This is a genomic window from Pseudomonas sp. 2822-17 (genome assembly GCF_002742485.1).
GTDB lineage: Bacteria > Pseudomonadota > Gammaproteobacteria > Pseudomonadales > Pseudomonadaceae > Aquipseudomonas > Aquipseudomonas cyclaminis.
The window spans coordinates 55,613-68,696 of record NZ_LJRZ01000500.1; the positions used below are offsets into that span (position 1 = coordinate 55,613).

Annotated in this window: 15 protein-coding genes and 1 tRNA gene; 11 read left to right on the forward strand and 5 right to left on the reverse strand. The window is 60.4% G+C overall.

Features of this window, described 5'->3' with window-relative positions; genetic code table 11:
- Positions 1-15: 15 nt before the first annotated feature.
- Positions 16-92, forward strand: a tRNA-Ile gene (locus AOA60_RS18655).
- A gap of 44 nt (positions 93-136) precedes the next feature.
- Here AOA60_RS18655 and AOA60_RS18660 read toward each other — a convergent pair.
- On the reverse strand, positions 137-562 hold the full coding sequence (locus tag AOA60_RS18660; protein ID WP_099585683.1) for a VOC family protein: 426 nt from the start codon (positions 560-562) through the stop codon (positions 137-139).
- A 111-nt stretch (positions 563-673) separates the two neighbouring features.
- Here AOA60_RS18660 and AOA60_RS18665 point away from each other — a divergent pair, with 111 nt between their 5' ends.
- The 10 genes from AOA60_RS18665 to pqqE all read left to right on the forward strand — a co-directional run bounded on the left by AOA60_RS18665 (position 674) and on the right by pqqE (position 10,475).
- Entirely contained in the window at positions 674-1,543 is an 870-nt protein-coding gene (locus AOA60_RS18665; RefSeq protein WP_099585684.1) for a LysR family transcriptional regulator, read from the forward strand.
- 36 nt (positions 1,544-1,579) lie between these two features.
- Positions 1,580-2,026 carry an Lrp/AsnC family transcriptional regulator gene (locus AOA60_RS18670; protein WP_032883895.1) on the forward strand — a complete coding sequence of 149 codons (447 nt, stop codon included), beginning with the start codon at positions 1,580-1,582 and terminating at the stop codon, positions 2,024-2,026.
- A gap of 145 nt (positions 2,027-2,171) precedes the next feature.
- Positions 2,172-3,875 (forward strand): NAD(P)/FAD-dependent oxidoreductase, encoded by a 1,704-nt coding sequence (locus AOA60_RS18675; RefSeq protein ID WP_099585685.1) that lies wholly within the window; start codon positions 2,172-2,174, stop codon positions 3,873-3,875.
- 11 nt (positions 3,876-3,886) lie between these two features.
- Entirely contained in the window at positions 3,887-4,681 is a 795-nt protein-coding gene (locus tag AOA60_RS18680) for a carbon-nitrogen hydrolase family protein (RefSeq protein WP_099585686.1), read from the forward strand.
- Between the two features lie 48 nt (positions 4,682-4,729).
- Positions 4,730-7,084, forward strand: coding sequence for a pyrroloquinoline quinone biosynthesis protein PqqF (pqqF, locus tag AOA60_RS18685; RefSeq protein WP_099585687.1), 2,355 nt, complete (start codon positions 4,730-4,732; stop codon positions 7,082-7,084).
- A gap of 174 nt (positions 7,085-7,258) precedes the next feature.
- The gene (gene pqqA, locus AOA60_RS18690) at positions 7,259-7,333 is read left to right on the forward strand and encodes a pyrroloquinoline quinone precursor peptide PqqA (protein WP_003194766.1); all 75 of its coding nucleotides are present in this window, start codon (positions 7,259-7,261) and stop codon (positions 7,331-7,333) included.
- Positions 7,334-7,404: 71 nt separating this feature from the next.
- The gene (pqqB, locus tag AOA60_RS18695; RefSeq protein WP_099585688.1) at positions 7,405-8,316 is read left to right on the forward strand and encodes a pyrroloquinoline quinone biosynthesis protein PqqB; all 912 of its coding nucleotides are present in this window, start codon (positions 7,405-7,407) and stop codon (positions 8,314-8,316) included.
- Between the two features lie 11 nt (positions 8,317-8,327).
- Positions 8,328-9,080 (forward strand): pyrroloquinoline-quinone synthase PqqC, encoded by a 753-nt coding sequence (pqqC, locus tag AOA60_RS18700; RefSeq protein WP_099585689.1) that lies wholly within the window; start codon positions 8,328-8,330, stop codon positions 9,078-9,080.
- Complete coding sequence (pqqD, locus tag AOA60_RS18705; protein ID WP_099585690.1) at positions 9,077-9,352, forward strand: pyrroloquinoline quinone biosynthesis peptide chaperone PqqD; 276 nt, start codon at positions 9,077-9,079, stop codon at positions 9,350-9,352. The genes pqqC and pqqD overlap by 4 nt, the downstream gene beginning before the upstream one ends.
- Positions 9,324-10,475 carry a pyrroloquinoline quinone biosynthesis protein PqqE gene (gene pqqE / locus AOA60_RS18710; protein WP_162633356.1) on the forward strand — a complete coding sequence of 384 codons (1,152 nt, stop codon included), beginning with the start codon at positions 9,324-9,326 and terminating at the stop codon, positions 10,473-10,475. Before pqqD ends, pqqE begins: the two co-directional genes overlap by 29 nt.
- Positions 10,476-10,480: 5 nt before the next feature.
- Here pqqE and AOA60_RS18715 read toward each other — a convergent pair whose 3' ends face one another.
- From AOA60_RS18715 to AOA60_RS18730, 4 genes are all read right to left on the reverse strand, one after another.
- Positions 10,481-10,639, reverse strand: coding sequence for a YqaE/Pmp3 family membrane protein (locus AOA60_RS18715; protein ID WP_003194776.1), 159 nt, complete (start codon positions 10,637-10,639; stop codon positions 10,481-10,483).
- A 94-nt stretch (positions 10,640-10,733) separates the two neighbouring features.
- On the reverse strand, positions 10,734-11,054 hold the full coding sequence (locus AOA60_RS18720) for a DNA-binding transcriptional regulator (RefSeq protein WP_099585692.1): 321 nt from the start codon (positions 11,052-11,054) through the stop codon (positions 10,734-10,736).
- On the reverse strand, positions 11,038-11,403 hold the full coding sequence (locus AOA60_RS18725) for a type II toxin-antitoxin system RelE/ParE family toxin (RefSeq protein WP_099585693.1): 366 nt from the start codon (positions 11,401-11,403) through the stop codon (positions 11,038-11,040). The genes AOA60_RS18720 and AOA60_RS18725 overlap by 17 nt, the downstream gene beginning before the upstream one ends.
- Before the next feature lie 237 nt (positions 11,404-11,640).
- Positions 11,641-12,906 (reverse strand): aspartate aminotransferase family protein, encoded by a 1,266-nt coding sequence (locus AOA60_RS18730; protein WP_099585694.1) that lies wholly within the window; start codon positions 12,904-12,906, stop codon positions 11,641-11,643.
- Positions 12,907-13,084: the final 178 nt, after the last annotated feature.

The following is a 13,084-nucleotide window of genomic DNA, read 5'->3' on the forward strand; positions in this document are numbered from 1 at the left end:
CCGCGACCTGTTACAGGGCCTATAGCTCAGTTGGTCAGAGCAGAGGACTCATAATCCTTTGGTCCACGGTTCAAGTCCGTGTGGGCCCACCAACTTCAAAGCCGCGCATTGCGCGGCTTTTGTGTGTCTGGCAGTCTCACTTCGCAAACAACTGCCCAATATCCCGGAATGCCTTGAACTCCAGCGCGTTCCCGCACGGATCAAACAGAAACAACGTCGCCTGCTCCCCCACCTGCCCTTTGAAGCGAATGTGCGGTTCCAGCACAAAACGAGTTTTCCTGGCCTGCAGACGGTCCGCCAAGGCATGCCAGTCTTCCCAGCCCAACACCACGCCAAAATGCGGCACGGGCACGTCGTGGCCGTCTACCGCGTTGGTGTGGGCTGATTCCTGGGAGGCGGTTTTCGGGTGTTCGTGAATGACCAACTGATGCCCGAAAAAGTTGAAATCTACCCAGTGTTCGCTGGAACGCCCCTCTTCAAGACCAAAGACTTCACCGTAGAAATGCCGCGCAGCGGCGAGGTCGTATACCGGAATTGCCAGGTGAAAAGGCGCGAGTGTCATCAGGTCAAACCTCTGTGGGCATTAAGTCCCCCGAGTTTAGCCTTGCTTCAGCCGATGAAAAGACGATAGTTTTTGCGCCGAGCTCAAATTATTTCGATGAATCGAGGCCCTATGCTGCGTGAATTGAAGACCTTTATTGCCGTAACCCGCCATGGCACGTTCGCGGCGGCGGGCATGCATGGCGGCCTGACACAGTCGGCGGTCAGCGCGCAGATTCGGCAGTTGGAGCAGACGCTGGGGGTGCAGTTGTTCGATCGCACCGGGCGTCAGGCCACGCTGAATGCGGCGGGTTTGCGCGCATTGCCATTGGCCAAGGAAATCATTGAAACGTTCAACCGCATGGCGGTGCCGGTGGACGCCGATGAATATCGGGGCGAGTTGAAAGTCGGTGCCATCACCACCGCCCAGACCGGCTTGCTGCCACAGGCGTTGGTGCGTTTGCGCCAGGCTGCGCCAACGGTCGAGTGCAAGTTGGTCCCTGGAGTGTCCCTGGAGTTGTTGAGCCAGGTAGATGCCGGCGAGTTGGATTCGGCGATCATCATTCGCCCGCCGTTCGATCTGCCCAAGGAATTGCACGTGCAGGTGCTGCGCAAGGAACCGTTCGTGCTGGTCGTGCCGCACACAATGACTGGCGATGATCCTGTGCAGTTGCTCAGCAGCCACCCCCATGTCCGCTATGACCGCGCATCGTTTGGCGGTCGGTTGGTGAGCCGGTTCCTGCGCGAGCAGAAAATTGATGTACAGGTCGCACTGGAACTGGACGAGCTGGAGGCCATCGTCAAGATGGTGGAATGTGGCCTTGGCGTATCGCTGATCCCCCAGGCGGGCCTGTGGCTGGAGCGTTCGCCTGAAATAAGAACAATCCCCCTGGGCAGCCTGACGTTTTACCGTGAGATCATCCTGCTCAGTCGCTACAGCCAACGGCATCTGCCGGTCCCGCAGCTGTTCGCCCGCTGCCTGCTGGCCGATACAAGCCTGTAACATGCGTGGCTGTTGCCGCCCGAAATGGAGCCTCTCTTGCCTGTCCTAGATGAAATCGACCGCCAGTTGATCGCCGCGCTGCAGATCAACGCCCGCGAAAGCGTGGCCATGCTTGCCCGGCAGTTGGGGATCGCACGCACCACCGTGACTTCGCGCCTCGCACGCCTGGAGAAAACCCAGGTGATCACCGGTTACGGCGTGCGCCTGGGGCAACGTGTGGCAGACGGTGGTTTGCAGGCCTACGTGGGCATCACCGTGCAACCACGCTCAGGCAAAGAAGTGCTGCGCAGGCTGAGTGCCATGGCTCAAGTGCAGCAGTTGTGCGCGGTGAGCGGCGAGTTTGATTACGTGGCCTGGCTGCGCACGGACTCCCCGGAGCAGCTTGATCAGTTGCTGGACCAGATCGGCAGTGTCGATGGTGTGGAAAAAACCACCACCTCGATCATCCTAAGTAACAAATTGGATCGCGGCCAACCAATCTGACCGTCAAACTCGTCACTTCGACTGAAAACAGTCCATTTTGACGACACATTGCGTCTTATTAACGAGCGCAACGCTCCCTAAACTGGCTGCCATCTTTTCCTATACTCAGCGGGTTCCTTCCGCCTAGTCGCCAGTAAGGTCAGCCATGAGCATTCCGTCCAGCACCCTCAGCAAGACCAATCGCCATCCGGCAGACGGTAAAAAACCCATCACCATCTTTGGCCCGGACTTTCCGTTTGCCTTTGATGACTGGATCGAGCACCCCGCCGGCCTGGGCAGTATCCCCGCCGCCAACCATGGCGCCGAAGTTGCCATCGTCGGCGCCGGCATCGCCGGTCTGGTCGCCGCCTACGAACTGATGAAGCTGGGCCTCAAACCCGTGGTGTACGAAGCCTCGAAGATGGGCGGCCGGTTGCGCTCCCAGGCCTTCGAAGGCGCCGAAGGCATCATCGCCGAGCTGGGCGGCATGCGCTTTCCTGTGTCATCCACCGCCTTCTACCACTATGTGGATAAGCTGGGCCTGGACACCAAACCGTTCCCCAACCCGCTGACGCCGGCCTCCGGCAGTACCGTGATCGACCTCGAAGGCCAGACCCACTACGCACAAAAGCTGTCTGACTTGCCTGCCCTGTTCCAGGAAGTGGCCGACGCCTGGGCCGACGCGCTGGAAGCCGGCTCGCAGTTCGGCGATATCCAGCAAGCCATTCGCGACCGCGACGTGCCGCGCCTCAAAGCACTGTGGAACAAGCTGGTACCGCTGTGGGACGACCGCACCTTCTACGACTTCGTCGCCACCTCCAAGGCCTTCGCCAAGCTGTCGTTCCATCACCGTGAAGTGTTTGGCCAAGTCGGTTTCGGCACCGGAGGCTGGGACTCGGATTTCCCCAACTCGATGCTGGAAATCTTCCGGGTGGTGATGACCAACTGCGACGACCACCAACACCTGGTGGTCGGCGGCGTGGCCCAGGTGCCCATGGGCATCTGGCGCCATGTGCCAGAGCGCTGCGCCCACTGGCCGGCCGGTACCAGCCTCAGCTCACTGCACTGCGGCGCACCTCGCGCAGGGGTAAAGCGAATTGCCCACGCCGCAGATGGCCGTTTCGCGGTGACCGACAACTATGGCGACACCCGTGAATACGCCGCCGTGCTCACCACCTGCCAAAGCTGGCTGCTGACCACCCAGATCGAATGCGATGAAACCCTGTTCTCGCAAAAGATGTGGATGGCCCTGGACCGCACGCGCTACATGCAATCGTCGAAAACCTTCGTGATGGTCGACCGCCCCTTCTGGAAAGACAAAGATCCGGAAACCGGCCGCGACCTGATGAGCATGACCCTCACCGATCGCCTCACTCGCGGCACCTACCTGTTCGACAACGGCGACGACAAACCAGGGGTGATCTGCCTGTCGTACTCGTGGATGAGCGACGCGCTGAAAATGCTTCCGCAGCCCATCGACAAGCGGGTAAAACTGGCCCTGGATGCCTTGAACAAGATCTACCCGAAAGTCGATATCAAGGCGCGCATCATTGGTGATCCGATCACCGTGTCCTGGGAGGCGGATCCGCATTTCCTCGGTGCCTTCAAAGGCGCATTGCCTGGCCACTACCGCTATAACCAGCGGATGTACGCGCACTTTATGCAGAAGGACATGCCCGCCGAACAGCGTGGGATTTTTATCGCGGGCGACGACGTTTCCTGGACCCCTGCGTGGGTGGAAGGCGCCGTACAAACCTCGCTGAACGCAGTGTGGGGCATCATGACCCACTTCGGCGGCAGCACTCACGCCGAGAACCCCGGCCCCGGTGATGTGTTCGATGAAATCGGGCCAATCGCCCTGGCCGAGTAAGGAGTTACGCCATGCGTGTCGCCCTGTACCAATGCCCGCCGCTGCCGTTGGACGTAGCGGGCAACCTCAAGCGCCTGCGTCGGCTTGCACACGAAGCGACCGACGCCGATGTGCTGGTGCTGCCGGAGATGTTCCTCACCGGCTACAACATCGGCGCAGAAGCCGTCGGGGCCTTGGCCGAAGCACAGGATGGCGAGTCTGCCGAGATCATCGCAGACATCGCGAAAATTGCCGGGCTGGCCATTTTGTACGGTTATCCGGAGCGGGCCGAGAATGGGCAGATCTACAACGCCGTGCAATTGATCGACGCCCACGGCCAGCGCCTGTGCAACTACCGCAAGACCCATCTGTTCGGGGATCTGGACCATTCGATGTTCAGCGCCGGCGACGATGACTTCCCACTGGTGGAGCTCAATGGGTGGAAGCTGGGATTCCTGATCTGCTACGACCTGGAGTTCCCGGAAAACACCCGACGCCTGGCCCTGGCCGGGGCAGAGGTGATCCTGGTACCCACCGCCAACATGGTGCCGTTCGATTTTGTTGCCGACGTCACCGTGCGGGCGCGGGCCTTTGAAAACCAGTGCTACGTGGCCTACGCCAACTATTGCGGGCACGAAGGCGAGATTCAGTATTGCGGGCAAAGCAGCATCGCCGCGCCGGATGGCCAGCGAATCGCCCAGGCGGGGCTGGATGAAGCCTTGATTGTTGGCACGCTGGATCACCAATCGATCCTTAATGCCCGCGCCGCCAATCACTACCTGCAAGACCGTCGCCCCGAGCTTTACGGCCCGCTGCACAAGCCCTGACCCAACGGGTTTGTTAGCATAGGCACTTGCCCCGTTCTGGAAGTGCCCATGCCTGCCCCGGCCCACCCTTATCCCGTTCATTTGACCCTGGCCAATGGCCTGCGTGTTTCCCTGCGCCATGCGCCACGTTTGAAGCGTTGCGCCGCAGCGTTAAGGGTGGCTGCCGGTAGTCATGATGTGCCGCTGGATTGGCCTGGACTGGCGCATTTCCTTGAGCATTTGTTGTTTCTTGGCACCGAGCGTTTTCCCACCGGCGAAGGGTTGATGGCCTACGTACAACGCCATGGTGGCCAGGTGAACGCGAGCACCCGCGAACGCACCACGGACTTCTTCTTCGAGCTGCCGGTTTCGACCTTTACGGATGGGCTGGAGCGGCTGGCAGACATGCTCACCCATCCGCGCCTTGCGCTGGAAGATCAACTGCGCGAGCGCGAAGTGCTGCACGCCGAGTTTGTCGCCTGGACCCAGGACGCCAAGGCTCAACAGCAGGTGGCGTTGGTCGAAGGTTTGGCGGCAGATCATCCGTTGCGTGGCTTTCACGCAGGCAACCGCGACAGCCTGCCGGTGGAGCGTGAGGCGTTTCAGCAAGCCTTGCGGGAATTCCACGCGCAGTTCTATCAGAGCGGGCAGATGACCTTGAGTCTCGCCGGCCCGCAGTCGTTGCAAACGCTGGAAACCATGGCGCAGCAATTCAGCGAGCATCTGATCTCTGGCCCGCAGCATCCACAGGCTGCGCCACCCGCCTTGATGCAAGGCGCGGCCCGGCGTTATCAGCACACCGAAGACGGCCACCTGCACCACGTCATCACCTGTGACGCGCCCCGCGCAGCACTGGACTTCCTTTGCACCTGGCTCAACGCCTCTGCGCCGGGCGGGCTGCTCGCCGAGTTGAAAGCACAACAACTGGCCTGTGCACTGCAGGCGTCCGTGCTGTATCACTTCGCCGGACAAGCCGTGCTGGATATCGACTTCACGCTCGGTACCGCAGATAAACCGACGACACAGATTGAGGCGCTGTTGCACGACTGGCTGAGCTTTTTCTCACGCAGCGACTGGACGCCACTTCGCGAAGAGTCCGCGCTGCTGAACGCCCGCCGACAACAGATCCAGGGCGCATTGGCATTGGCCCGAAACGACAGCGAAGATCTGTGTGAACAAGACATCGCCGCGCTCAAGGCCCTGCTTGAATCACTGCACCTGCCGCCCGCCGAGCACATTTGGCAACTTCCCCCGCCCAACCCGTTCCTGCGCCCACCGGCCAAGGAAGAGCGCGCCGGCCTGATCCGCGGCCAAACCAGCGCCCACCGGGGCCTGCGCACCTTTGCCCAGGACCGCTCGCGGGGTCGCCGCGAGGTATCGGCGCTGGCCTTCAGCCAGGCCTTGGCGGATGACAGCGACGAAGGCGCGCTGTACCTGCAATGGCGGTTCGACGCGCCAGTTGCTGCCGCGCTGGAAAACACCTTGCAGCCATTGCGTGAGAGTGCACGTCAGGCGGGCGTTGAAGTGTCCTTCGAAACCACCGGCACTGACTGGCGGGTGACGATGACCGGACTGCACGAGCCCATGCCAGCCGTGCTGGAGGCCTTGGCGCAAAGCCTGAACCTGCCGCAAGAGGCGGTCATTGCCCCTGCGCCAATGATTCCAATCCGGGCGTTGCTCAAGGCGCTGCCCTCGTGCTGCGCCAACGGCAATGTCGAGACACGTGAGCAGCCTGCATCCTGGGCCACCGCACGCTGGCATGGCCTGGGCCTGGGTTTGCCCGCCGCGACTGAAACGCTGATCAAGGCCGCCGCCGCTCGTCTGCCAGGCCAACCTGCCCACCTCGAACCACCTCAGCAAACCTTCAGCGGTCAACGCGTGTGGCATGCGATAAAAACCGATTCCCCTGAAGCCGCCTTGCTGCTGTTTTGCCCGACACCGAGCCCGTCCCTGGCCGACGAAGCGTCGTGGCGACTGCTGGGACACCTGCTCCAAGGGCCGTTCTACCAACGCCTGCGGGTCGAGTTGCAGTTGGGCTACGCGGTCCTCAGCGGTGTCCGACAGATAAACGGACAGACCGGCCTGTTATTTGGCGTGCAGTCTCCCAGCGTGTCCCTGGAAGGCATCGTTGAACACTTGAACACCTTCCTGGGCCAACTGCCGGCATTGGTCGGCACCAGCGAAGACCTGGACAATATTGCCCTTGCCCAACAGTTTTCACCTCAAGCGTTGCCGGTCGCCCAAGCCGCCGAACTGCTGTGGCACGCACACCTGGCCGGCCATCCGTCGGCTTATCTCACTCATCTTCAACAGTTGATCCAAGGCCGCAGCCGTGAGGACCTGCTGCTGGCCGCCCAGCAACTGAACGACGCCCAAGGAGGCTGGCGCTATGTGGCCAACGGCCCGCAAACCTCGAACGTGTGAAGGCCGGCAGGTCGATCATTGCCAACTCTGCAACAGGCTTTTTCCACCAAGACAGCGCTAACTTGCCAAGAATTGAGTAACATTCCTACGCACACATCTGAACATCTCCGACTGGAGGTGGACTATATGTATTACTTGGTAGTAAACGTCCCATCCCTTCGTAGGAGTATGAATATGACTTGGTCCAAACCTGCTTACACTGATCTGCGCATCGGCTTCGAAGTCACCATGTACTTCGCCAGCCGCTAATCCGCTGGGTAATACAACGCCTCGGTTCGCCCGGGGCGTTTTTGTTTTGAGCTTTGCGTGATGGAGCAATCATGTTTGTCCAGATTCTAGGTTCCGCCGCCGGCGGTGGTTTTCCGCAGTGGAATTGCAACTGCGTGAACTGCGCAGGCTTTCGTGATGGCAGCCTGCGGGCCCACGCACGTACCCAGTCGTCCATCGCGATTTCCGACGATGGCGTGAATTGGGTGCTGTGCAACGCCTCGCCGGATATCCGCGCACAGCTGCAAGGCTTTGCGCCGATGCAACCCGGCCGCGCCCTGCGCGACACCGGCATCAGCGCGATCATCCTGATGGACAGCCAGATCGACCACACCACGGGCCTGTTGAGCCTGCGCGAAGGCTGCCCGCACCAGGTGTGGTGCACCGACATGGTCCATGAAGACCTGAGCACCGGCTTCCCGCTGTTCACCATGCTCACCCACTGGAACGGCGGCCTGGCCTGGAACCGCATCGAGCTGGACGCCAGTTTCACCATCCCGGCCTGCCCCAACCTGCGCTTCACTCCACTGCCGCTGCGCAGCGCTGCGCCGCCCTACTCGCCGCACCGCTTCGACCCGCACCCCGGCGACAATATCGGCCTGATCGTCGAAGACCTGCGCACCGGCGGCAAACTGTTCTACGCCCCGGGCCTGGGCAAGGTCGACGCGCCGCTGCTGGAGATCATGGCCGGCAGCGACTGTCTGCTGGTAGACGGCACGATGTGGGATGACGATGAAATGCAGCGCCGTGGCGTCGGCACCCGAACTGGGCGCGAGATGGGCCACCTGGCGCAAAACGGCCCCGGCGGCATGCTCGAAGTGCTGGAGCAGTTGCCCGAGCAGCGCAAGGTGCTTATCCATATCAACAACACCAATCCGATCCTCGATGAAGACTCTCCCGAGCGCGCGGAGTTGGTGCGACGTAATGTCGAAGTGGCTTACGACGGCATGAGCATTGAATTGTAGGAGCAGACGATATGACTGACACACCGTTGACGACCGCCGAATTCGAAGCCGCCTTGCGCGCCAAGGGTGCCTTCTACCATATCCATCACCCGTACCACGTGGCGATGTACGAAGGCCGCGCCAGCCGCGAACAAATCCAGGGCTGGGTCGCCAACCGCTTCTACTACCAAGTCAATATTCCGCTGAAGGACGCCGCGATCCTGGCCAACTGCCCGGACCGCGAGATTCGTCGCGAATGGATCCAGCGCTTGCTCGACCACGATGGTGCACCCGGTGAAGACGGCGGCATCGAAGCTTGGCTGCGCCTGGGCCAGGCGGTCGGCCTCGACCCGGATCAATTGCGTTCCCAGGAATTGGTACTGCCCGGCGTACGCTTTGCGGTGGACGCCTACGTCAACTTCGCGCGTCGCGCCAGCTGGCAGGAAGCCGCCAGCAGTTCGCTGACCGAACTGTTCGCGCCGCAGATCCACCAGTCGCGCCTGGACAGCTGGCCGCAGCATTACCCGTGGATCGACCCGGCCGGTTACGAATATTTCCGCACCCGCCTGGGCCAGGCCCGCCGCGATGTGGAGCACGGCCTGGCGATCACCCTGCAGCACTACACCACCCGAGAAGGCCAGGAGCGCATGCTGGAAATCCTGCAGTTCAAACTGGACATCCTGTGGAGCATGCTGGACGCCATGAGCATGGCCTACGAACTCAAACGCCCGCCGTATCACAGCGTGACCGAGCAGCGGGTCTGGCATAAAGGGATCACCTTATGAGCTTTGATCGCAGCAGAATACCGACCTGGCGCCAGGGCTATCGCTACCAGTACGAGCCCGCGCAAAAGGGCCATGTGCTGCTCTACCCAGAGGGCATGATCAAGCTCAATGACAGCGCCGCATTGATCGGCGGTTTGATCGACGGCGAGCGCGACGTGGCGGCGATCATCGCCGAGCTGGATCAGCAATTCCCCGGCGTGCCTGAGCTGGGTGACGACATTGAGCAATTCATGGAGGTCGCCCGTGCTGAGCACTGGATCACCCTTGCCTGAAAAACCGGCTGTCGGTTTGCCGCTGTGGCTGTTGGCCGAACTGACCTACCGCTGCCCGTTGCAGTGCCCGTACTGCTCCAACCCGCTGGATTTCGCCGAGCAGGGCAAGGAGCTGAGCACCGAACAGTGGATCAAGGTGTTTCGCGAGGCCCGGGAAATGGGTGCCGCGCAGTTGGGCTTTTCCGGCGGTGAACCGCTGGTGCGCCAGGACTTGGCGGAGTTGATCGCCGAGGCGCGCAAGTTGGGGTTCTACACCAACCTGATCACCTCCGGTATCGGCCTGACCGAGCAGAAAATCAGCGACTTCAAGAAGGCCGGCCTGGACCATATCCAGATCAGCTTCCAGGCCAGCGACGAACAGGTGAACAACCTGCTGGCCGGCTCGAAAAAAGCCTTCGCGCAAAAACTGGAAATGGCTCGGGCAGTGAAAGCCCACGGCTATCCGATGGTGCTGAACTTCGTCACCCATCGGCACAATATCGACAAGATCGACCGCATCATCGAGCTGTGCATTGCGCTGGAAGCCGACTTTGTCGAACTCGCCACCTGCCAGTTCTACGGCTGGGCGCAGCTCAATCGTGTGGGGTTGTTGCCCACCAAGGAGCAGTTGGTGCGCGCCGAGCGCATCACCAACGAATACCGCGCCAAGCTCGAAGCCGAAGGCCATCCGTGCAAGCTGATATTCGTCACGCCGGATTACTACGAGGAACGCCCGAAAGCCTGCATGAATGGCTGGGGCAGTATCTTTCTTACCGTGACGCCAGACGGAACCGCCCTGCCCTGCCACGGCGCCCGACAGATGCCGGTGCAGTTTCCGAATGTGCGCGACCACAGCATGCAACACATCTGGTACGACTCGTTTGGCTTCAACCGCTTTCGCGGCTACGACTGGATGCCCGAGCCGTGCAAGTCATGTGATGAAAAGGAAAAGGACTTCGGCGGCTGCCGTTGCCAGGCCTTCATGCTCACGGGGGATGCGAGCAATGCCGACCCGGTGTGCAGCAAGTCCGAGCAGCACGGCATCATCCTTCAGGCACGGGAAGAAGCCGAACACGCCACCCAGACCATCGAGCAACTGGCCTTTCGCAATGAGCGCAACTCACGGCTCATCGCCAAAGGCTAACGGCCTCAGCGCTTGGCGATGATGTACACCGCGTGGATGATGCCTGGGAAGTAACCGCACAAGGTCAGCAGAATGTTCAACCAGAACGCGCCGCCGAAGCCTACTTGCAGGAACACACCCAATGGCGGCAGCAGAATGGCGATGATGATACGAATGATGTCCATGGGTCAGCTCCAAAAAATCGGCTCGTGTGAGCCGTGTAGCTAATCGACCTTGGGCGCTCGTGAGGGTTCAGTGGAATCTGGCACTGGGCCACCCTCAGGCCAGGATTTCCAATCCATGCTTTTGCACGATGCTCAGAAGCTTGAGCGCCATGCCGCTGGGTTGTTTCTCACCCGACTCCCATTTTTTTACCGTGGAGGCGCTGGTGTTCAGGTAACGGGCGAATACGGGTTGGCTGACATGGTTGGTTTCGCGCAGTTGTTTGATCTGTTCGGCCGGGATTTGCACGGGGGCAGTTGCAAAGCACATCTCGTCGAACTCTCGAAGGGTGGTCTTGCTGATCGCACCAATCGAATACAACGCCTTGGCCGATTGATGAACCGACTCCAATGCTTCACTTTCATATTTTCTGGTCATGATGTATCTCCACAAACTCCTTGAAGTCCAGTAGCTGCTGGACATCCGATTCAGTTAAATCTTCATATTTCTTCGCCATCGCACGCAACCCGACCAAATCCTTCTGGCTGATATTGCTTTGATCCTGTTTGGCATACAGAAGCTGATAAACCCAAAAATGTCTGCCCTTGGCCAAGACAATAGACCGATGTCTGTTCTGGTTTAGGCGTTTTTTCCACACCCCGCCTCCCAGGTTGTCTGCTTGCCCTCTTAGCATTTCGCCGAATGCCTCACTCAACTCCAAATCACAAATCCAGGCCTTGCTGGCCGCATCAGCGAAATTGCGTGTTTTAAACAGCCTGAGCCTCATGGATATCCCTTCCTATAAAACATACCACCCAGTGGTACAGATTAGAAATGGAGCACGCGAAAAAGCGTCACGCCCCATCGGCAGTCCTTGCCGACGCCCGCTAAAAAGCCACTATTTTCAAAATCGATCAATCAACGCTTTCAATCCAAAAATTTCACACAAAAAAAAACGCCCCCAGCCAAAAGAATCAGGCTGGAGGCGCCGCGTATACCGCGAGACGGTTCAGGAAAAATGGGGTTAAACAGCGATGCCCTTGCGGCATTGCAGTTGTGCGGTGCGTACGCGGGAGAAGGCGCGGGCCAGGCGCAGGAGCATTTCGTCGATGTTGCTTCTGCTCACGGTCAACGCCGGGGTAAAGCGCAGACAGTCAGGTTGCGGGGCGTTGAGGATCAGGCCCTCCTGCAGCGCGGCGTTTACCACGGCATCGGCAGAATCATCCGACAACGTCAGGCCCCACATCAGACCTTGTCCGCGCAGTTGGCCGTGCTCGTAGCGGTAGGCCAGGCGGGCAAGGCCTTCGCCCAGATAAAGACCGGATTCACGCACGTGCTCAAGAAAACCATGTTCCAGCACCGCGTCGAGTACCGCCGCGCCGGCTGTAGCCATCAATGCATTGCCGTGATGGGTACCTTCCAGTTCGCCCACTTCGAAACAACACGCGCTACCACGCGCCAGTAGCGCCGCGAGAGGCACGCCGCCGCCCAGGCCTTTGCCGAGGGTGATGATGTCGGCTCGTACGCCGTACTGTTGTTCGGCCAGCAACGTGCCACAACGACCGAGGCCGGTCTGCACTTCGTCGAGGATCAGCAGGATTCCCAGTTCACGGCACAGGCGCTCCACGCCCTTGAGGTAGTGTTCGGTCGCGGGGGTTACGTTGGCGCCCTGGATCGGCTCAAGCAGGATGGCAACGGTTTGCGCATCGACAGCAGCGTGCAGGGCCGGCAGCTCGTTGAAAGGCACATGGCTGAAACCGTGCAGTTGCGGCTCGAAACGGTTTTCCAAGGTCCCGGCCGATGCCGCCAGCGCCGCGAAACTGCGGCCATGGCAACCGTTGCTGGCGCTGATGATGCGATAGGCGCCGCCGCGGTGCAGTTGGCCCCATTTACGCGCCAGCTTGATCGCCGCTTCACAGGCTTCTGCGCCGCTGTTGAGCAAATAAGCCTGGTCGCTGCCGGTGCGGTGGCACAAGCGCTCAACGAGGTTGAGTTGGGCGCGGTTATGCAGGCCCATGCCGGGGTTGATCAGCGCGTGGGTCTGTTCGCTCAAGGCTTTGATCAACACTTGCGGGCTGTGGCCGAGGCTGTTGGCGCCATTGCCTTGGCTGAAGTCCAGATAGGCGCGGTCGTCACTGTCCCACAACCAGGAACCCTGGCCACGCACAAAGACGTGTTGCGGCCGCGCCACCGTGGGCATCAAGGATTCGCTGGAGGGATCATTGCGCGGCGCATCCAGGACCAAATCGTCCAGGCTTGGCGCGGGGCGGCGGATAGAGAACAAGTTCACAGATCCGTCCCGATAGCAACCAAACCTGGTGTCGACACTGTCTTTGGATTTTTTGACTTGCCTATGTAAACGCTATCAACACAAACACTGTTCATTGCCCGATCCGGCCCTGTAAGCCCTGCGAATAGGCGCTAGACTAGGCGTCTCACAGGCCACAGGCCATTTCGATTTTGCAGCT

Bases quoted from the DNA above. Each gene is read 5' to 3' on its own strand.
- AOA60_RS18720 (WP_099585692.1), bottom strand. From the start codon at position 11,054: ATGACCAGAAAATATGAAAGTGAAGCATTGGAGTCGGTTCATCAATCG.
- AOA60_RS18715 (WP_003194776.1), bottom strand. From the start codon at position 10,639: ATGGACATCATTCGTATCATCATCGCCATTCTGCTGCCGCCATTGGGT.
- pqqB (WP_099585688.1), top strand. From the start codon at position 7,405: ATGTTTGTCCAGATTCTAGGTTCCGCCGCCGGCGGTGGTTTTCCGCAG.
- pqqF (WP_099585687.1), top strand. From the start codon at position 4,730: ATGCCTGCCCCGGCCCACCCTTATCCCGTTCATTTGACCCTGGCCAAT.
- AOA60_RS18675 (WP_099585685.1), top strand. From the start codon at position 2,172: ATGAGCATTCCGTCCAGCACCCTCAGCAAGACCAATCGCCATCCGGCA.
- pqqC (WP_099585689.1), top strand. From the start codon at position 8,328: ATGACTGACACACCGTTGACGACCGCCGAATTCGAAGCCGCCTTGCGC.
- AOA60_RS18665 (WP_099585684.1), top strand. From the start codon at position 674: ATGCTGCGTGAATTGAAGACCTTTATTGCCGTAACCCGCCATGGCACG.
- AOA60_RS18725 (WP_099585693.1), bottom strand. From the start codon at position 11,403: ATGAGGCTCAGGCTGTTTAAAACACGCAATTTCGCTGATGCGGCCAGC.
- AOA60_RS18660 (WP_099585683.1), bottom strand. From the start codon at position 562: ATGACACTCGCGCCTTTTCACCTGGCAATTCCGGTATACGACCTCGCC.
- AOA60_RS18680 (WP_099585686.1), top strand. From the start codon at position 3,887: ATGCGTGTCGCCCTGTACCAATGCCCGCCGCTGCCGTTGGACGTAGCG.
- pqqD (WP_099585690.1), top strand. From the start codon at position 9,077: ATGAGCTTTGATCGCAGCAGAATACCGACCTGGCGCCAGGGCTATCGC.